Consider the following 19869-nt stretch of genomic DNA (forward strand, 5'->3'; position numbering starts at 1 on the left):
GTATTCGCATTTGTACATTCGCGGGGCAAAGTCGAGCACGAAGCGGGACGAGGTGAGCTTCACGTTCCGAGAGCGCCCACCAGGATCGCTAGGATCGGCCGCCGCTACGGCCGCTGGATCCTTCGTGATCCTCTTTGGCGCCGCCAGCTATTTCAATAAATACGACGAACCAGCTACTCTTAGCATGTTCACGCTACTCCTAGCATTCCCCGCGGCTGCCGCAGCTTGGGTCGGCATAGACAGAACGCACAACTTTTTTGGCGGTTCGGCAAAGGCGCGCGTTATTAGTCTTACTACGTTTGCGGTATCCGTGTTTGCAGTGCTGGCATCGCTCAAAGTCGACTGGCCACCAGATTTCCCGAGGTTCGGCGACGCCGACGGTCAGATTTTGGGATATCCTTGGCCCTGGGGAGGTCTGCTCGTGGTGTCGGGGGCGACCATGCTGGTCGCGGTCTATCTCTGGCTGTCCGAGGCGATCATGTACGCGAGGTTTAGCGGCAGGGCACCAGACGGGGTGGACAAGACCTGGGATGAGGTGATGTGATGGCCGCTAGATGGCTTGACTTGACGTGGTACTCTGTCGCACCCGTGAATGTTACGACGGTGCGGCACCGTTTCAGGGAGGTTACGAAGTGCGTTCCCTACTAGGTCACTTGCTTGGCTCCGCCGTGTGGAGCGCCCCGGCGGTCGACGGCACGCCGCTTGCTGTGGACACCACACCCGACGGAGCCCAGCGCGATGAGGAGGCTCTCAAACGGGAGGAGGAGGAGGCTTTTCAGAGCATCACGGAGTTCCTCGCTTCGGATGAGGAGTTCGTGTCTGCCTATCTGAAGGCGAGAGCGCGTATCAGCACCGAGACTGATAGATCGAGCTCCGGACGGCAGCGTCGCGCCCGACGCCCACCCAAGCTCAGCGCTACGTTGCGGCCGCATCACGCCTAGTTCGCCGCTGCGCGGGCCCCTCGGTCCCCCGCGATAGAGTCCAACAAGTTTGCCGTACATGTGCAGCGTGCGGCTCCTCGCGCAAACTTCGGGATCCTGCCAGGGAGACACACTCACCCCCTCGTAGTACGGCCAGCATCCCGCCGTCTGCAGACGTCCAGATCACGCACGCTTGGGCGCATGAGACTCTTGAGGGGCCTATAACGGCCCCGTTTGTCCGTTGGACGAGCAACGACTTTCCTTTCATGGACGCCCCCGCCGAGTCGCCAGCCACGATCAGGGTCGCTTGCCTAGGAAGTTGCCCAGCACGGTGAGCGAGGTAGTGAGGCCCACTCTGCACCCTGTCGCCAGAACTGCATGGACACGTTGAGCAAACCTCGCTGACTCAGGGCCCGGTGGAACCAGAGCCCGCCCTGCCTACCGGCCAGTCTGGTTGCCAGGAGAGCGTGCCGTAAGCATACGCGGAGCCATCGCCTCCATCTGGTCCATCACCTGCTTGACTGCCGCCTGCGACTGGTCCGGTGGATATCCGTGCTTGAGCAGCAGCCGCTTGATCGTGGTCCGCAGCTTGGCCCGCACGTCTTCTCGCACCGTCCAGTCCGTGCGGATGTCGCGGCGCATCACCGTCACGAGGTCACGCGCGATCTCAGCCAACTTCCCCTCCCCCAGCGTGTGGACGGCGGACTCGTTCAGGCTCACCGCGTCATAGAAGGTGAGTTCATCGATCTCCAGTGGGGGGTCAAACCTCTTGCCGCGATCGTGCTCGGCCACGGTCTCCCTCGCGAGAGCGACGAGCTCGGCGATCACCTCGGCCGAGGTGAGCTGCTGGTTGGTGTACTTGCGCATGACCTCAGCAATCCGCTCGGAAAAGGCACGTTGCCGGATCGTGTTGGTGCCGGTGGCCTTGATTGACTCTCGTGCCACAAGGTCCCGCAGCGCCTCGATCGCCAGATGCGGGTTCTCCGCCTGCTGGGTCTGGGTGATGAAGTCCGGTCCCAGATCCATCAGACTCGGCCGCGGCATGCCAGCCGCCTCATAGATGTCGAGCACCTCCCCGATCTCGGTGCTCTGCGCGATGAGTGAGCCGAGCAGCCGCTCGACATCTGCCGGGATCGGCTCGCCGCTGGCCTGGCGCGCCTCAGCGTCCAGCTTGGCCATCCAGACGCGCACTTCTTCGTAGAAGCGCACCGTGGGACGGATCTCCTCCAGCTGCCCTGAGGCCGAGCACAGGGCCCAGGCGCGAGCGAGAGCTGTGGACTGCCGGCGGTATGTCGTGGCGAGGCCCATGCCGGCTTCCTCACCTGATCCTTCGGTCGCCTGGTTGCCGGGTGTGGCCGGGTTGCGCAGATAGTTAACCATCCGCGTCACTACGTGGAACCATGCCCTGGCGTCACCGCGACTGGCGCGATCGGAGTAGTCCTGACGCCAGTTGAAGCCGGCTGTCAGCGCATCAAGCTGGTCCACCAGCTCGTGGGTCAGCGTGATCGCACCACTGAAGTCTCGGCCCAGCGGCTTCGTCTCCTGGTCCGATGGGGTGTATTCCGCGAGCGCCGCCTGCAGGTTCTCTGCCAGCGGGGCGTAGGCCACGAGCAGACCGTCATGCTTGCCGCGGAAGGTGCGGTTGACGCGGGCCAGCGTCTGCATGAGCAGGGCGCCCTTGAGCGGCCGGTCGAGATAGAGCGTGTGCAACGGGGGCGAGTCATAGCCGGTCAGCATCATGTCCTTGACGATGACCAGTTCCAGCTCGTCATCCTCATTCTTCAGGCGCGCCTTGATCGCCTTGTTCTCCGACTCCCGCCGCACGTGGTCGGACACCGGTGGTTCGTCGGTGGGGTCCCCGGAGTAGACGACCTTGATCCGCCCCTTGTCCAGCTCGTCGGAGTGCCAGTCGGGACGCAGGGCCACGATCGCGTCATACAGCCGGGCACAGATCTCCCGGGTGGCCCCGACGATCAGCGCCTTGCCAGGTCCTTGGATGAACTCGTCCATCACCGCCCGCCGGGACTCCCAGTGGGCGACCAGGTCCTCGGCGAGCTTCTCGACCCGGGCTGGTGCGCCATAGACGGCGTTGACCACGGCCACACTCCGCTCGACCTTGTCGCGCTCGACGTCGTCCAGGCCCGCGGTGACCTCATCAGCGGCAGCGTCGAGTTGGTCCTCGGTCACGTCGTCAACCAGACCCACCTTGATGAGCCGTGGCTCGAAGTGCACCGGCACCGTCGCACCGTCGTTGACAGCGCGGGTCAGGTCATAGATGTCGATGTAGTCGCCGAACACCTCCTGGGTGTTGCGGTCGCTGAACGAGATCGGCGTGCCGGTGAAGGCGATCAGCGTCGCGTTCGGCAGGGCGTCCTTGAGGTGCCGCGCATAGCCGTCGAGGTCGTCATAATGGCTCCGGTGTGCCTCGTCGACCACCACGATGATGTTGCGTCGGTCGGACAGCAGCGGGTGGTTGTCGCCTGCCTCCCGCTCCTGCTTGGAGAGACCGAACTTCTGCAGTGTGGTGAAGATGATCCCGCCGCTCAGCCGGTCACTCAGGATCGAGCGCAGCTGAGCGCGCTTCGTCACCTGCACCGGGTCCTCCGGCAGCAGCAGGCTCCTCTTGAACCCGCCGTAGAGTTGGCCGTCCAGCTCAGTGCGGTCGGTGACGAGGATGACCGTCGGGTTCTCCAGGGCGGGGTGCCGCTGGACGTAGTGGGTGTAGAGCTCCATCTCCATCGACTTGCCGGAGCCTTGGGTGTGCCAGACCACCCCTGCCTTGCCGTGAGAGCCGACGGCCTTGATGGTCTCCCCCACCGCGCGGTTGACCGCGAAGTACTGGTGCGGCTTGGCGATCCGCTTCAGCAGTCCTTCGTCACCGGTGCTGTCGTATGCCGTGAAGTTGCGTAGGAGCTGCAGGAACCGGTCCTGGTGGTAGACCCCCGCGATGAGTTGCTCGAGCCCCGTGCCGGGACCCGCGTCGTCGGATGGGTCCGCGTAGGCGAAGGGGTTGCCATCTTCATCGACGTTCCACGGGGAGAAGTGGTTCAGCGGCGTGAAGGGCGTGCCGTATTTGGCGATGACTCCATCACTGGCGACGTTGAACACCACGAACCGGAAGATCATCGGCAGTTCACGGACGTATGTGCGGAGCTGGGCGTGCGCGGCAGCAACGTCCGCTGTCTGGGAGCCAGCCTTCTTGAGCTCGAGGATGGAGACGGGGAGGCCGTTGCAGTAGAGCACCAAGTCCAGACGGCGCTCCACCTCGAGGTCGCGCACCGTCACCTGGTTCACCGCAAGCCATTGGTTGTCAGACGGCTCGATCGAAACGAGGCGAATGGTCGGGTTGTGCTCGACCCCCTCGTGGTCGATCCAGCTGATCCCGCGGTATCCCTCGGTCAGGTAGACATGCGCCCGCCGGTTCTCGGTGATTGCGTCGTTGGAGGTGGGTCGCAGGATCTCCTCCGCTGCCTGCTTGAGGTACTGCCCCGGCACGCTCGGGTTGAGCCGTTGCAGTGCCTCCAGGAAGCGGGTTGGCAGGACGATCTCCGACCAGGACTCCCGCTCCCCCGAACCGGGCGCGATGTCCTTGCCGGTCTTTGGCTCCCAGCCCTGCTCGGCCAGGTCGTCAAGCGCGGACTGCTCCCACTCCGCCTCACTGATGCCTGCGAAGTTGATCGACATCTCACACCACTTCCTCGATGACGCGCTCCGTATCCTTGACGTGGATATTCCTCGACATCAGTCCTGGGAGCAGTGCATCCCTCGTTTCGGCAAGACGTGCACTCTCCAGCACCGCTGAAGCAACACGTGCGGACATGGCGTCGACGTAGGCACCAAACTCCCGCGCTGATTCCTCGCCCGGCCACGGAATCTGAACTGCTGCAAGGTCTTTCCACTTTGTACGTGGCATTCGAGTGCCTTCGCTCGCTGCAGTACAGCGCTCAACAGTCAAATCGCTACTTGCGGCAGCCAGGAGGAATCCCCGGAGACCTGGCTCAGTAGCTCGTACAACAAGGATGTCTGTCGAGGCCATCCCTGGTTCGGAGGCAACTACGACTTTGTGGAAGTAGGGACGCAACTTCCCAAACAGAACGTCACCCGCTCGAAACAGCGCCTTCGTACTGCTGATCTCACCCGCCGTGCCCTTCGCGGTCATCCACATGTGCCTACGTGGCACGTGCTCAAGCCCGACGTAGGGCACGTCTGGCGAGACGGTCGTCGGATCAATCAGATCCCGAGGATGAATGGCGATCGTCCCGATTGTGGTCAGTTCATCTGACAGATCACCTAAGGACTTGAAGCGAGCACGAACTAACTCGTCTGCCACTTCCGCCAGGCGCGCGTTGGCGGCAATCTTGTCGTCGAGCGCCCCCAACACCTCCGCAATCGCACGCTGCTCGTCTAGTGGAGGGAGGTCCAGGACCAAGCTCCTGGCAGACCCGATGTTGAAATGTTGCTGCACAGCTCCGACCAGGTGTGAGTCGATATGCGTCGCCGTTACCCAGTTCAGGTAATAGCTCAGCCAGCGGCCATGCAGCCCTGGGCCAGGCCTCGTGATGATCAAGTCAGAACAGTTGGCCACGGGAAGGCTCAGGGGGATCATGGCAGTCTGGCCAGGTTTGCCAGTCCTCACGGTCACCACGTCGCCGGGCGCCAGCGCCGATTTTCTGAGCGTCCCGTGAAATGCCTCATCGATGTACCTCAAATCCTCCATCTCAATCGCGTGAGGCCGCACATTGAGACTGCGCAAGAACGGAATCCCGCTGTCTCGATATTCGTCGATCATCGGGCCGACATGGCCGACAGTCACAGCAGCGACCTCAGCCAGCCGCACGCTCGTCCACTCAGACATCTACTCGTCCCAAGTGCTCCCGCACCTCGGCCTCAAGGCGCGCTGACTCGTCGAACTGAGCAAACAGCTCCTGCGTCAGCCGTTCGATCTTCTCCTCGATCGGCTCGCCGTCGTCCTCGGCCTCGGCTGCGCCGACGTACCGACCGGGCGTCAGCGCGTAGCCGGCGTCCTTGATCTCCTGCAAGGCGACAGACCTGCAGAACCCGGGGACGTCGGCATACCTTAGGTCCTTCTCCACCGCGGACGGGCTGCCGCGCCAGGCGTGGAAGGTGTCCGCGATCTTGGCGATGTCCTCTGGAGAGAACGCGCGCTCGGCGCGGTCGACCATGTAGCCCAGGTCACGGCCGTCGATGAACAGCACCTGTCCGGTCCGGTCCGTCGCCCCCTTGAGCCCCGCCGTCTTGTCCTTGGCGAAGAACCAGACGCACACCGGGATACCCGTGCTGCGGAAGAGTTGCGTCGGCAGCGCCACCATGCACGAGACGAGGTCAGCCTCGACGATCTGGGCGCGGATCTCCCCCTCGCCACCAGAGTTGGTCGACATCGACCCGTTGGCCATCACCACGCCCCCAGACCCGCCGGGGGCCAGCTTGCTCAGGATGTGCTGGATCCACGCATAGTTGGCGTTACCTGCAGGCGGGACGCCGAAGCGCCAGCGTGGGTCGTCGTCGGTGCGGTGCCAGTCCTTGATGTTGAACGGCGGGTTGGACATCACATAGTCCGCCTCCATCTGCGGGTGCAGGTCGCGGGCGAAGGTGTCGCCCCACACCGGCCCGAGATTGCCGTTGAGCCCGTGGATCGCCAGGTTCATCCGTGCCAGCTTCCAGGTCCGCTCGTTAAGTTCCTGGCCATAGATCGAGAGTGCGGTCTTGTCCTTGTTGTGTGCCTCGAGGAACTTCTCGGCCTGTACGAACATGCCACCGGAGCCGCACGCCGGGTCGTAGATCCGCCCCGACGTCGGCTCAAGGACCTCTACGAGCGCGCGCACCACCGACGGCGGGGTGAAGAACTCACCCCCGCGCTTGCCCTCGGCGCGGGCGAACTTCTCCAGGAAGTACTCATAGACCTCCCCCAGCAGGTCGCGCGCCTTGACCGCACCCTCACCGGTGAACCGGGCGGAGTTGAGGATGTCCAGCAGCTCACCGAGCCGTCGCTGGTCGACGGCCTCCCGGTTGAAGCCGCGCGGCAGCGCCCCCTTCAGCGACGGGTTAGTCCCCACGATCAGGTCGAAGGCCTCGTCGATGAGCTGGCCGATAGTCTTTCCCGGCTGCCCGTCCTGCGCGGGCAGGCCCTTGGCGTGTGCCACCAGGTAGGGCCAGCGTGCCGACTGCGGCAGATAGAAGACGTTGTGCGCGGTGTATTCGTCGATGTCGTTGAGCTGGAGCTCCAACTGGTCGGCGTCGCTGTAGAACTCTGCGAGCTCGCCACGCAGCTCCTCCCGGCGGGCGTCGAAGGCGTCGGAGACGTACTTCAGGAACACCAGGCCCAGGACGATGTCCTTGTATTGCGAGGCGTCCATCGAGCCGCGCAGCTTGTCTGCCGCCTTCCACAGCGTGTCCTTCAGCTCCTTCATCGTCGACGGGGCAGTGGGCAGTGACTGCTTCTTCCTCGGTGGCATCAGCGTCCTTCCTCTCGTGGGGCGGTGGCGTGAGCTATGGCCTGGTCGGCCTGCTGCTCAAGTTGGGTGAGTTGGTCCAGGATGTCGCGGCGCTCGCTCTCGATGCGGTGCAGCTCTTCCCGCAAGGGGGCTTGGCGCTCTGGCGGCACGAGGCGGATGCGCCATCGGCGCCAGTCGTTCCCGGCTGCCTGATTGATGTCGGCGGCGATCACCTCGGGCACCAGGTCAGGCATCCCCTCATCGGGGTCGGCCATCACCCGCAACGTCCGCGCCGGGGCGAGCACGACGGTGCCACCCTCGCGGTCCACCCTTGCGGACGGGCGGGGTGATGTGCAGAAGATGACGTCCCCGGGCTCGGTGTCCCGGGAGGAGGGGTATGCCGTGGGGAAGGTCAGTGGGTCCACCGCTCGTGAGCCGGTGGGAAGCGACCCAGTGAGCTCCTCGGGACCGATCACGGCACGCCCCGTTGCCTGCAGGTGCGCCGAGTCCACGCGATTGCCAGAGATCAGACGACACTCCCGTCGAGCGATCACGTCATCGAGGGTGCGGCGGCCGCGACCGGTCGACAGGACTGGGCTGCGGGTGTCAACAAGCGGGACGTGGCCCGGGATAAGGGTGGCCGTCACGACACGGTGGCCGAAACGATAGGCATGGTGCTCCACCTGTCGCGGATCCACCAGTGAAGCGAGCACGTCAGTGATCAGGTCGTCGCTGGTGCTGGCGTCGAGGGCCGCTGTGGACAGGTCGCCGACAACCGTCCAACGATCCATCACCGGGACGTCGGGGTGGGCTGGGCCAAGCACCCACAGAGCCAGGTGCTGGCGCGGCGCGCGCACCAGGAGACCCGATGGCAGCCGGATCGCCGCTCGGAGGCGGCCGCTGCGCAGCACGGCGTCCCGTGCACGGTCGGTCTCAGCACTCGTGGGACGGTCGGTCAGCGCCGACGCCGGCCCGACCACCACGACTCGCGAGTCCGGTGCCAGTTGGATGACGAGATCGCCCACCGCGTCCAGCACCTGCGTGTCGCTGGAGCCCATGCCGCTGCCGTCGGCGTGGTGCACGGCTGCCAGTTGCATTACGTGAACCGAACCATCGAACGGTGCTTCAGGGAGCCTGAGATCTCCCGCGTCGGTGTGCGCCACCGCGACCTGGTGCAGGTCGTGCACCCGGAGCCGGCGTCGGCGCAAACGCCCCACCGATGTGTCATCCGGTGCGACCGCGACGCTGGGAGCTAGCCCACCGGCATACTGCTTGGCTGCCTGCAGCAATAGGTCGCCGACCCCGGCGACGGGGCCCACGAACAGGGGCGCCTCCCACCCTGCATCCGCCGCCAGCTCTGCCGCCAAGCGCCCCACGAGAGTGCTCACCTGAGGCCGCAACTGCACCGCGGCGAGCCCACCCCCACCGCGCGCGAGCTGTTGCGCCAGCAGCAGCTCGAACGCCGCGCGGGCCGAGTAGGACGCGTCGGCGAGCGCATCAGCGTGCGCGGCGAGCTCGGACAGGTGCGGCCCCAGCGCAGCGATCTCGCGATAGAGCAGCTCGTCATGAGGATCTGCCTCTTCGGCCACCTCGAGCAGGCGTCCGTCTGTGAGATCCGCCAGTGCCTCTCCACGCTCGGCCCCCAACACCAACAGTGCGGTGAGCCCGGCAAACATGGTCTCCTCGGCCAGCCCACCCACCTGCGCGAGCTGTGCGTGGGCGGCGACATCTGCGCGCTCCACGGTGGCGTTGCCGCGACCGGTGACCGCCAGGTAGTCCACGACCTCGAAGGCGTCGAACCTGTCGTGCCCGGCCACGCGAGCAACAGGTGCGGGGAACGGATGGCCCGAGGCCGGACGGCTGCGCCAGACGGATGCTACAGGACGGGCCACACCTGCCAGTCGGGCCACATCGGCGAGCGACATGTGCAGCATCGATGCGGTCATGCGCCCTCCGTCCTGGCCGTCGGTTGCTTCCGGAGCCCAACGTAGGCGCTGCGCCTGCGGAGCACAAGGGTCGACGCGATAACCCCCCTTATCGGTTTGGTCGTTGGTCAGTTCATCACCCAGCGCGGACTCTAGGGGCACTACGGCAGCCAACCCGGCAGCGACACAGGAGGACTCCCATGGCTCCAGCCACGAACAGCCGCCCCGCGGCATACTGCGACCCGTTGCAGCCGGCTCTCATCATCGAGGACCTCCCCACGCGCCTGCCTCGCACGGCAGTCCTTCTTGCAGCGTCCTTGGCCCTCGCCGCGTGTGGCAACTCTGACCAATCCCCGGGCGCCGCAGCGCCCCCGGTGGCACAGGAGACGCCACTCGTCGTCGCCGCAGCCGACTGTGGCGACGTCGGGGAGATCGCCGACGAGGGGCACACGCTGTTCTTTGACACCGAGGGCGAGGAGGACACCACAGGGGACTCGCCCTTCGATGTCGCCTGCGTGCTCCTCGCTCTTGACACCCCGTCCGCCGTGATCCGGCACATGGACACCACGCGAGCCCTCGACGGAACCCAGACCGACGAGTGGGGCGATCTTCATGCCAGGTGGACCTATCACCCGAACGTCGGCATGAACCTCACCATCACCGTGCGCGACTGACGCACACAACTGAGAGGAAACTGGCATGAATAAGAGGCACCTGATCGGATACCCCGTCACGGCGCTCATGTTCCTGGGCGTTGGCATCGCCGGGAACGGCGGCGAGGGCGCACCAACCACAGCTCGTCCGACCTCTGCGGCCACCGTCACGGTGACCGCCGACGGTCCGTCTGCAACGGGTTCAACCGTCGCAGTCACCCCGCCCGCAGTGACAGAGACGGTGGACGGCCCCACAGTCACGGAAACGGCGGAAGGTCCGACCGTTACAGAGACAGTCACGCCCGCGCCGGAGGCCCCTGACGAGTCGATCCCAGGAGACGGCACGTTCGAGGTTGGTGTCGATGTGCAAGCTGGGACCTACGTCTCCGACGGTTCGGTCGGGGGTTGCTACTGGGCACGGCTCAGCGGAAGCGACGGGTTCGACTCCATTATCGACAACAACTTCGGGGAGGGCCAGATGATCGTGACGATCAAGGAGAGCGACCGCTTCTTTGAAACCAGCGGGTGTGAACCGTGGGCACGGCGCTCAGGCTGACCTACGCTGACTTGAACCGGCACGACATCCTTGTCGATACCATCATCGTGTGGGGCCTGCTCGGCCCACCGTAAACGAGTACGAACCTCTCCCTTGCCCTTCCAGGAGCCGACCATGGACAGTGAGATCCAACTCATTGCTGACGGCGAGGGACTGGCAGTCATCGGCGAGTCCGCGACTGTCGAACGCTTCCTCGCGTCTGAGGGGCTGCCGTCGAAGGACCTCGGCCTACACCGACTTCGCACGCTCATGGGTTCAGGAGGAGCGGTAGCCCAGGCAGGTTCAGAGATCGCGGCCTCCTCGGGCCGTTGGGTGAAACTCACGGAGGAATCTGCGCAAGCCATCAAGAAGTATGGACTGAGGGACAACTCGACGACGGGTCTCAGCACTGGCGTCCTCAAGGGAAGCAAGGGCCAGATCAAAGGATTCGTGGAGTTCGCGAAGGCTCCTGCCGCGTCTGCGCTGACCAATCCGGCGGTTCTCGCAGGCGCTGCCGGGATCATGGCGCAGGTCGCGATGCAACAGACGATGAGCGAGATCACGGACTACCTCGCAACCATCGATGAGAAAGTCGACGACGTGCTGCGCGCCCAGAAGGACGCCGTTCTTGCCCGAATGATCGGAGTCGGCTTTGTCATCGACGAGGCGATGACGATCCGGGAGAAGAGAGGTCGGGTCGACCAACTTACGTGGTCAAAAATTCAGAGTGCTCCGGCGACCATTGCGGAAACGCAGGCTTACGCTTTGCGCCAACTCGACTCCCTCGCGGAGAAGCTGGAGCGCAACGCAAACTTCGGTGATCTCGCCAAGGCGGCCAAGAAGGCAGACTCCCTATCGAAGGAGTGGCTTGGTGTGCTGGCGCGCTGTTTCCAGCTCCAAGACGCAGTCGCCGTGCTCGAGCTCGACCGGGTGTTTGACGCATCCCCGGATGAACTAGACGGGCATCGTCTGGGGCTGAAGGCTGCGCGGGCGAACCGGATGGAGCTCATCTCACGCAGCACCGAGCGCCTCATGGACCGCATGACCACGGCCGCTGGAACGGCCAACGCGAAGGTGCTCATGCACCCATCCAAAGCCCCTTCTGTAGTCCGATCGAGCAACCACCTTGCGGTCGCCGTCGTCGACTTTCACGGCAGGCTCGGAATCGAGGACGGACGGACGTCGCTAGATGCTAAGAGGTGGACGGACGCGGCTACAGAGGTCAAGGACAGGGCAGCCGAGGCGGGGTTGGACGGTGTCAACGCCGCAAAGCGAGTCCGCAACGAGGCACGCGACCGAGCCAGATCAGCAACGGGCAAAATCTCCAGTCAACTCGTCGATCGCACGCGCCGCTGGAGCCGTGATGATGACAAAGCCGAAACGCCGACTGACATGCCTTAGTCGTGCAATGTCCAGGTGACTGAGGCAGGCTGGCCAGATGCCGTCGAAGCTCGCCTGGGTGGACTACTCCTCAGCCCACCGTGACGAGATGGATCGGCTCCTGGACGCCTTCCGCGACAGGGGGACGGTGGATGAGCTGGGCATCGGCACCGTCCGGGACACCTTCAGCGAATTGCTCTTTCCGGGCACCTCCACGCTGCACACGCGTGCCCGATATCTGCTCTTCGTCCCCTGGGTCGTCACGTCCATCACGAGTCGCCGGCTCCCCGCGGACCGGGCGGGGCGTGAGATGCGCCAGCAGGAGGTCCGACTCATCGAGTCGCTGCGCGCCGGAGATCTTGACGGAGGCGTCATCGGTCGAGACGCGCGCGCCAACCTCGCGCGCATGCCGAGCGTTGTCTACTGGGGCGCGCTGGCTGCCTACGACATCAAGCGCTGCGGGCACACGATCGAGCAGCACCTGCGCTACGCAGGCGAGCGACCACTGGCTTCAGTCGACGAGGACGACGACCCCCAGCACGTGCGCCACGTCGACCCATGTTTCCGTCAGGTCCCGGTTCCCCCTGACAACTGGCTCAAGACCACCGACTTCACACTCAACCGTCACGAGGCTGAGTTTCTCCGCGATCGCATCAACGACACCTGCCGCAACCGCTACCTCGGGTGGCTGGTCCAGCATGGGATCACCGGCGACCCCGGCATCCCCTGGGACGACACCCTCGTGGTGGGCCTGCCTCCCGAGCTTCTCCGCGGCTTGGCCCACGCGCACAGGTTCAGTGTGCTCCACGAGGGCGGGCCGATCCTCTACAACCTGCTGCTGGCGCGGGACAAGAGTTGGGCGGACGGGGTGGATAGATACACCGAGCTCTTCCTCGCGTGGGCTAGCTACGAGGAGACGCGTCAGGCGGCGGGGACCTGGGACGGTGAGGACTTCTGGCGGTGCCTGTCCCAGGCCAGATGGCGGCTCAACACCTCCACTCGCGCCTATGTCGACACCTGGGTCGGACTCGTCCGTGAGGGACGGGATCTGACCAGCGATCCCGCAGCCGAGAAACTCATCCGCGACCGTGAGCTGCGGCTCAAGGGTCGCCGGTCCCGTTTCGTCAACGCCGACGCGCTCGAGGCATGGGAGGGCGGCAACGGGATGGGGCGGATGCTCTATCGCTGGTCCGAGACCAAGCAGCTCGTGCGCGACATCCACCAGGGGCTGGAGCGGGCCGATGCTTGAGCCGACCACCCGTGCCCTGTTCGTCGATGCCTTCCGTCCGCCCACGGGCCACGAGGTCGACCTCGCTGTCGGCACGACCTACACCCTGGGCCTGCGGATGCTGTTCCTGCCCCCGTTGGCCATGGCCGCCCACGACCGTGAGATGCACCTCGTCGACGATCAGGTCGAAGATGATCAGGGTCACGCGCACAGCGACACGCTGGCCCTGCTGGAGTCGGTCCGTCGGTATGCCGACCGCACCACGGTGTACTGCCACGCCGGCGCGATCGGGTCCCCCGGCGCCTACCCACGGCTGTTGACCTTCGCCGAGGACTGCGTCGTGCAGGTGCGGACGCCGGTGCCGGGCCACATCTTCCACCCCAAGGTGTGGGCGCTGCGGTTCCGTCGTGAGGACGAGGTGACCCATCGCCTCGTGGTGGGCAGTCGCAACCTCTCTGAGGACTCCTCGTGGGACACCCTCCTGGTCCTCGACGAGGGCCCGCGGGGTGAGGGGATCGAGGGCTCCCCGGCCGCGAACTTCGTCCGAACACTGCCCCGGTTCGCGCTGGGACACGTCGCCCCCGACCGGCCCGCACAGGCGGCAGACCTCGCCGACAGCCTCGCAGATGCCTGGTTCGAGCTGCCCAAGCCGTTCACAGGCGGCGAGCTGCGCCCGCTCGGCATCGGACCCGGTCGCGAGTCGGCGTGGCCCATGCCGCAGCGCCCCGACCGAGCAGTAGTCATCTCCCCCTTCCTCGACATCCCCACCACCACCCGGATCACGGCACGCAAACCTCCGGTGCTTGTCTCCCGTGAGGAGACCTTCGCCCTCGTCGGGGCCGACGCGGTCCGGCATACCCAGGTCAAGGTGCTCAGTCCCCACGCAGAGGCCGAGCTCGCCACCGCATCCGGCACCGTCCGCACGCACCCTGGGGAGGTCCGCACCGGTCTGCACGCCAAGGTCCTGGTCTGGGACGACGGCCCCACTGGGCACGTCCTGACCGGTTCAGCCAACGCCACCCACGCAGCCTTCCACGGCAATGTCGAGTTCGGTGTGCTGCTCACCGGCCCACGCCGAGTGTGCGGCGTGGAGGCGTTGCTCCCGGACAGTGGACCCTCCAGGGACCGGATCACATTCGGCCACATCCTCCAGGAGCACACAGTCTCGAACCCGGAGCCGGGTGAGGATCTGACCCTGGAGGCGGAGCGGCAGGCGACACTTCATCACGAGGCGCTCCTGGAGGCCGGCCCCCGTTTGACCTGCGAGGAGGACGACGACGGCCGGTATGCCGTGTCCCTGACCTTCGAGCGCTCCATGCCTGGCAGCCCGGGGAGGACCATGGTTCGTCTCATCAGCCGCCCGCGGACCGACCGGCACCCACCGGACGAAGCGGTCTGGCGCGGTGTCCAGCTGACCCAGCTCACGCCATACCTCGAGGCGGTCACCCTCGTCACAGTCCCCGGCGAGGATGAGGACCTCGAGATCGCGAGCGTGCTCAAGGCAGAACTGCTCGACGCCCCGGAAGGGCGAGCATCGGCGGTGCTGCGCACCTATCTGGGATCCGAGGAGGCCATCGTGCGCTATCTCAGATATCTGCTCGACGACGTCGATGCGGGCTCGCTCTGGGAGGACCTGCACCTCCCGGATGGGGATGACGAGGCGCGTGCCCGCCCCAGGATGGCCTTCGAGGACCTGTCAATCCTCGAGCCCCTAATGCGGGCCGCCTCCGACGGCAGCGAGGCGCTCGACCGGGTGGCGGCACTGCTGCGCGACCTGGGTGTCAGTGAGGACGCGCCGGGAGTGGTGCCACCGCAGTTCCTGGCGATGTGGCAGGCGATCTGGCAGGCGGCGCGGGAGGAGCAACGATGACCCCAGAGCGTCCCGATCTCACCGCTGCGCTAGCGGGCCTGAAGGACTTCCAGCTGCGCACAGTCGACGCGGTCTGCGAGCGGCTGTGGGGTGAGGCCGACCCATCGGCACGGTTCCTCGTGGCCGACGAAGTGGGGCTGGGCAAGACCTTGGTCGCCAAGGGCGTGCTTGCCCGCACCGTCGACCACCTGTGGGAGTCGGATCACCGGATAGACATCGTCTACATCTGCTCCAACAGCCAGATCGCCCGTCAGAACCTGCGGCGACTCCACGCCGGGCTGCACACCGAGATCCCGCACGCCGACCGTCTCACCATGCTGCCCACCGTCCTGCACCAGATGAGCAGGCAGAAGGTCAACATCGTCTCATTCACGCCGGGCACGTCCTTCCACCTCGGCACCAGCGGGGGCACGGTGCGGGAGCGGGCACTGCTGCTGGTCATGCTCGAGCGCGCCTGGGGAGGCCGCCTCCTGCACGACCGCAAGTGGATGAAGTTCTTCCAGGGCGGCGCGGGCGAGCCCCGCATCCGATGGGAGATCCAGCAGGCCCGAGAGGGGGCGATCGGCGAGCCGTTGATCGAAGCCTTCACAGAGGCCCTGCGTCTGCCGTCCGATGACGGGCGACCCCTCCAGGAAACCCTTCGAGAGTGCGCCGACGAGTTCCGCTGGCTCCGGAAGGGCTCGGGCGTGCCGTATGCCGTGTCCACGCGTCGTTACCGGCTCATCAGCCAGTTGAGGCAGGCACTCGCCCGGATCTCCATCTCCCACCTCCAGCCCGACCTGGTGATCCTGGACGAGTTCCAGCGCTTCAGCCGGCTGCTCACCGGCGACGACGACGCCTCGCGTCTAGTGCAGTCACTGCTCGGGCCGGTGGAGGTCGAGCGTTCCGGCGCTGCGCGCACCGCGCGCACCCTGCTGTTGTCGGCCACCCCGTTCAAGATGTACACGCTCCCGGACGAGCCGGAGGGCGACGACCACTATCAGGATTTCTTGCACACCGTCGAGGTGCTCGCAGGCAAGGCGCGCGCCCGCATCGTGCGGGACGCCATGAGCGAGATGCGGGCCTGCCTCCTCCGCGGTGACCTAGTCGATGCGACCGTGGCCAAGGACGTCGCGGAAGTCGAGCTGCGCCGGGTGATGGCGCGCACTGAACGTCTCGCCGCGACGTCCGACAGGGACGGCATGCTCACGTCACGGCGAGAGACCGTCCCGGTCACGACCTTGGACGTCCGGGACTACCTCAACCAGGCCCGGGTCTCCCGTGCGCTCGGGTCACACGACGGGCTGGAGTATTGGCGCAGCGCTCCGCATGTGTATGAGCTGATGGAGCGCTATGACGTCAAGCGTCGGATCGAGGACGAACTCAAGGCCGGGACGGGCCGACTCGACGGACTACTTCGCACTCGCTTCACCCCGGATGATGTGGATGGCTTCGAGGAGATCGAACCGGGGAATCCGCGCGTCAGGTGGCTGGCCGACGACGTGCTGGGGTCTGGCGCCTGGAAAGCCGCCTGGCTCGCGCCCTCACTGCCCTACTACTCCCCTGTTGGGATCTATGCCGAGCCCACGTTCCAGTCCTTCACGAAGCGCCTGGTCTTCTCGGCCTGGAGTGTCGCCCCCAAGGCGATCGCCACCACCTTGAGCTATGAGGTCGAGCGTCTCCTCGCGGCACGGTCGGCAACGATGCGCAACCGCGGCTACTTCGCACCGCGCCGGCGCGGGCTGCTGACACTGACCGTGAGCGAAGGCCGACTCGGTGGGATGCCAGTTCTTGCGCTGCTCTACCCATCGGTGGCCCTTGGGCGCGCTGGTGACCCACTGAGGCTGGCCGCAGACCTCGGCCGCACGCTTCCTCTTGAGCGCTCGGCGATGCTTGACGTGGTGCGTGATCGGGTCGAGGGACTGCTTCGCCGCTTACCGACGGGGAGAGGAGACGGTGCGGTCGACCAAAGGTGGTACTGGGCGGCTCCGATCCTCTTGGACCGGCTGCAGGGCGTCTCCACGGTCGAGGGCTTGAGTTTCGGTGGCGAAAGCGCCTCGGATCTCGGCGCCGATGGGCTGAAGCAACACCTCGATGAGGCACTGCGCATCGAGGCCGATGAACTAGGGCTGCGACCCGACGATCTGCTCGACGTGCTGGCTGAGCTGGCAGTCGCTGGCCCGGCTGTGTGCTCCCTCCGCGCCCTGGCTCGGGCTGTCAGCGCCCCCGAAGACCTGAGCGCATCGGACCTGCGATCAACCGCATCAGAACTGGCTTGGTCTCTTCGTGCCGTCTTCAACGGTGCAGAGATCATGGCGATCCTGGAGAGTGAGAGCGAGCACCCGTACTGGCGGCAGGTGCTGCGCCACTCGTTGGATGGCAACCTGCAGGCGGTGCTCGACGAGTACACCTCCGTCCTCAACGAAGCCCACTCGCTGGACCGTGAGCAACGGGGTGAGCACCTAGGTCGACTGTCCATAGCCTTCAAGGAGGGCAGCGGACTTCAGGCCTCACCACAGGCGATGGACTTCTTCAGCAATGGCGTCGATGCCCCTAATCGCCGCCGCATTCGCACCCACTTCGCCGCCCGCTACGGCCGCGCAGCCGCGGTCGATGACAAGACCATGCAGCGCGAGACCCAGGTCCGCGAGGCGTTCAACTCGCCGTTCTGGCCATTCGTGCTCGCGTCGACGTCTGTCGGTCAGGAGGGGCTGGACTTCCACCACTACTCACACGCCGTGGTGCACTGGAACCTCCCATCTAACCCGGTGGACCTGGAGCAGCGAGAGGGACGGGTCCACCGTTACCGCGGGCATGCGGTGCGCAAGAACGTCGCCGAGAAGCATGGCGGGAACGCTCAACTGGTGGGGGGCGGCAATCCCTGGTCTACCCTCTTTGACCTCGCAGCGGCCGAGCGTGGCGACCGGTCGGAGATCTTCCCGGACTGGGTGTATCCCGGATCTGCCTCGATCCTGCGGCTAGTGCCGGTTTTGCCGATGAGCCGTGGCACTCAGCACTACCGCAGGCTGCTCAAGACTCTCGGTGCCTATCGGCTCACGCTGGGGCAGCCTCGGCAAGAGGAGATGCTCGCCTACGTTGGTGAGCACAGGGAACTCGCGCTGGATCTGGCGCCCTGACGTAGCACATACAGAGGCAACGTGATCGTCGCGGCTAGGCTGAGTCGCACCAGGCCAACGAGACGGAGCGCCCGTGACCACACAGACCGACCAGTCGCGCTACACCCGGCTGCGCACCCTCAACTGGATCGCCGCGGCGTTGCACGCGGTTCAAGCAGTCGCCGTCGTCGTCCTGGCGACCGACTTCACCCTCCCGATCACCGCGACATACCTGTCCGGCCCGCCCGGCACCCCGCCCGGCGACCAGGTCACGCTGTGGGACGTCCCGACCGGCCTGGCCATCGCCGCCTTCCTGGCGCTGTCGGCGATCTTCCACGTCATCGTCGCCTCACCGGGAGCGTTCGACCGCTACCGGGCCGGGCTGGCGCAGGGCCACAACTACTTCCGGTGGGTGGAGTACTCCCTGTCCAGCTCGCTGATGATCGTCATCATCGCCCAACTGGTCGGCATCTCCAACGTGGTCGCCCTGCTCGCGCTCTTCGGCGTCAACGCGTCGATGATCCTCTTCGGCTGGCTGCAGGAGAAATATCACCAGCCCGGGGACGGCGGGTGGCTGCCCTTCATCTTCGGCTGCTTCGCCGGGGCCATCCCGTGGACCGCGGTCGTCATCTACACCATCGCCCCCGGGTCGACGACCGGCGCCGAGCCGCCCGGTTTCGTCTACGGCATCATCGTCTCGCTCTTCCTCTTCTTCAACGTCTTCGCACTCGTCCAGTGGTTGCAGTACAGGCCCGTCGGCCGCTTCCGCAACTACCTCACCGGCGAGACGACCTACATCGTCCTCAGCCTCACGGCAAAGTCAGCGCTGGCCTGGCAGATCTTCGCCGGCACCCTCGTCGGCTGAGGAGGGCCTCACTGGCCGCGCAGCCAACTCGTCGCGGATAGTCGCAAGCCCGTCACGGCCGTCAATAAGGGTGGCGGTACCGTCGAGGACTTCAGTGGTCGTGGAACTGAAGCAGTGGGGCGCTACCGAGCGGTTCGAGACAGCGACACGGCTCTCGGGCAGAGTTATCCACAGGCTGCGCGAGGAGCGGGCGTCCGCCTCGCGGCGTGGCAGGGTGGCCGGTCATGATGACAACTCCTGGACCGCAGGTATCCCTCCGCCTCGAGGAGCGTCGGAATGGGCGAGCGACACTGCAACATATGTCTAGTCTCCTTGCCTTGTTTTTGCCTATCTGGGTAGACTAAAGTCAGTGGTCAGCGACCAGCCCACGCGGGTCATGCAAAAGATGTTCCGGCGAGCCGGCTGGACGCCGGTGCGCAGCGTCGGTTCCCACACTGTGTGGGAATCACCGAGCGGCAAGAGATTCACCCTGCCTGACGGGCACAGGACGATCTCTCCCGGAGTCGTGCGCAAGGCCACCAAGGCATTGGAGGAGGGCTGATGGTGCATCAAGTCGACGTCACACGGGACGGACGCTGGTGGATGGTGTCGATCCCCGAGATCGACGGGCTCACCCAGACCCGCCGACTGAGCGAAGCTGAGAGCATGGCCCGCGAGCACATCGCAGTGACGCTCGACGTGCCGCTGAGCACTGTCGAGGTGACGATTCGCACAATCTCCGTCGACGATGTGGCGGTCTCCGACGAAGCCGCTGCGATCCAGCGCGACCGCACCGAGGCGGCAAGGCTGAACGAGGAGGCGACCGCGCGCGCCGAGCGCCTGGCCAAGGCCCTCGTCGAGCACGCCGTGCCGATCCGCGACATTGGCACGGTCCTGCGTGTCTCCCATCAGCGCGCTCATCAGTTGGCGTCCCACGTGGCCAACGCCAGCTGAGTCACGCCAGCGG

General features: G+C 65.7%; 14 protein-coding genes. 10 read left to right on the forward strand and 4 right to left on the reverse strand.

Features of this window, described 5'->3' with window-relative positions; genetic code table 11:
* Positions 1–124 precede the first annotated feature (124 nt).
* A complete protein-coding gene (locus NF557_RS13690) occupies positions 125–544 on the forward strand; it encodes a hypothetical protein (protein ID WP_252620081.1) in 420 nt (139 codons plus the stop codon).
* Positions 545–1358: 814 nt separating this feature from the next.
* On the opposite strand, the gene NF557_RS13695 is transcribed toward NF557_RS13690, so the two are convergent.
* Genes NF557_RS13695 through NF557_RS13710 form a run of 4 tightly spaced genes read right to left on the reverse strand, consistent with a single transcriptional unit; the run spans position 1359 to position 9318 of the window.
* Positions 1359–4604, reverse strand: a complete 3246-nt coding sequence (locus tag NF557_RS13695; RefSeq protein ID WP_252620082.1) for a type I restriction endonuclease subunit R — start codon at positions 4602–4604, stop codon at positions 1359–1361.
* 1 nt (position 4605) lies between these two features.
* The gene (locus tag NF557_RS13700) at positions 4606–5775 is read right to left on the reverse strand and encodes a restriction endonuclease subunit S (protein ID WP_252620084.1); all 1170 of its coding nucleotides are present in this window, start codon (positions 5773–5775) and stop codon (positions 4606–4608) included.
* Complete coding sequence (locus tag NF557_RS13705) at positions 5768–7393, reverse strand: class I SAM-dependent DNA methyltransferase (protein ID WP_252620085.1); 1626 nt, start codon at positions 7391–7393, stop codon at positions 5768–5770. The genes NF557_RS13700 and NF557_RS13705 overlap by 8 nt, the downstream gene beginning before the upstream one ends.
* On the reverse strand, positions 7393–9318 hold the full coding sequence (locus NF557_RS13710) for a hypothetical protein (protein WP_252620086.1): 1926 nt from the start codon (positions 9316–9318) through the stop codon (positions 7393–7395). Before NF557_RS13710 ends, NF557_RS13705 begins: the two co-directional genes overlap by 1 nt.
* Before the next feature lie 179 nt (positions 9319–9497).
* Here NF557_RS13710 and NF557_RS13715 point away from each other — a divergent pair, with 179 nt between their 5' ends.
* The 9 genes from NF557_RS13715 to NF557_RS13750 all read left to right on the forward strand — a co-directional run bounded on the left by NF557_RS13715 (position 9498) and on the right by NF557_RS13750 (position 19856).
* Complete coding sequence (locus NF557_RS13715; RefSeq protein WP_252620087.1) at positions 9498–9971, forward strand: hypothetical protein; 474 nt, start codon at positions 9498–9500, stop codon at positions 9969–9971.
* A 25-nt stretch (positions 9972–9996) separates the two neighbouring features.
* A complete protein-coding gene (locus NF557_RS13720) occupies positions 9997–10506 on the forward strand; it encodes an Rv1352/Rv1906c domain-containing protein (protein WP_252620088.1) in 510 nt (169 codons plus the stop codon).
* Between the two features lie 114 nt (positions 10507–10620).
* Complete coding sequence (locus tag NF557_RS13725; protein WP_252620089.1) at positions 10621–11886, forward strand: hypothetical protein; 1266 nt, start codon at positions 10621–10623, stop codon at positions 11884–11886.
* 37 nt (positions 11887–11923) lie between these two features.
* On the forward strand, positions 11924–13114 hold the full coding sequence (locus tag NF557_RS13730; RefSeq protein ID WP_252620090.1) for a DUF6361 family protein: 1191 nt from the start codon (positions 11924–11926) through the stop codon (positions 13112–13114).
* Positions 13107–14963, forward strand: coding sequence for a phospholipase D-like domain-containing protein (locus tag NF557_RS13735; protein WP_252620091.1), 1857 nt, complete (start codon positions 13107–13109; stop codon positions 14961–14963). The genes NF557_RS13730 and NF557_RS13735 overlap by 8 nt, the downstream gene beginning before the upstream one ends.
* Entirely contained in the window at positions 14960–18079 is a 3120-nt protein-coding gene (locus NF557_RS13740; protein ID WP_252620092.1) for a helicase-related protein, read from the forward strand. The genes NF557_RS13735 and NF557_RS13740 overlap by 4 nt, the downstream gene beginning before the upstream one ends.
* 73 nt (positions 18080–18152) lie before the next feature.
* On the forward strand, positions 18153–18923 hold the full coding sequence (gene heR / locus NF557_RS13745) for a heliorhodopsin HeR (RefSeq protein ID WP_252620093.1): 771 nt from the start codon (positions 18153–18155) through the stop codon (positions 18921–18923).
* A 385-nt stretch (positions 18924–19308) separates the two neighbouring features.
* On the forward strand, positions 19309–19464 hold the full coding sequence (locus NF557_RS17890) for a type II toxin-antitoxin system HicA family toxin (RefSeq protein WP_370584413.1): 156 nt from the start codon (positions 19309–19311) through the stop codon (positions 19462–19464).
* 41 nt (positions 19465–19505) lie between these two features.
* The gene (locus tag NF557_RS13750; RefSeq protein WP_252620094.1) at positions 19506–19856 is read left to right on the forward strand and encodes a hypothetical protein; all 351 of its coding nucleotides are present in this window, start codon (positions 19506–19508) and stop codon (positions 19854–19856) included.
* Positions 19857–19869 lie beyond the last annotated feature (13 nt).

It is taken from the genome of Ornithinimicrobium cryptoxanthini (assembly GCF_023923205.1).
Taxonomy (GTDB): Bacteria; Actinomycetota; Actinomycetes; order Actinomycetales; family Dermatophilaceae; genus Ornithinicoccus; species Ornithinicoccus cryptoxanthini.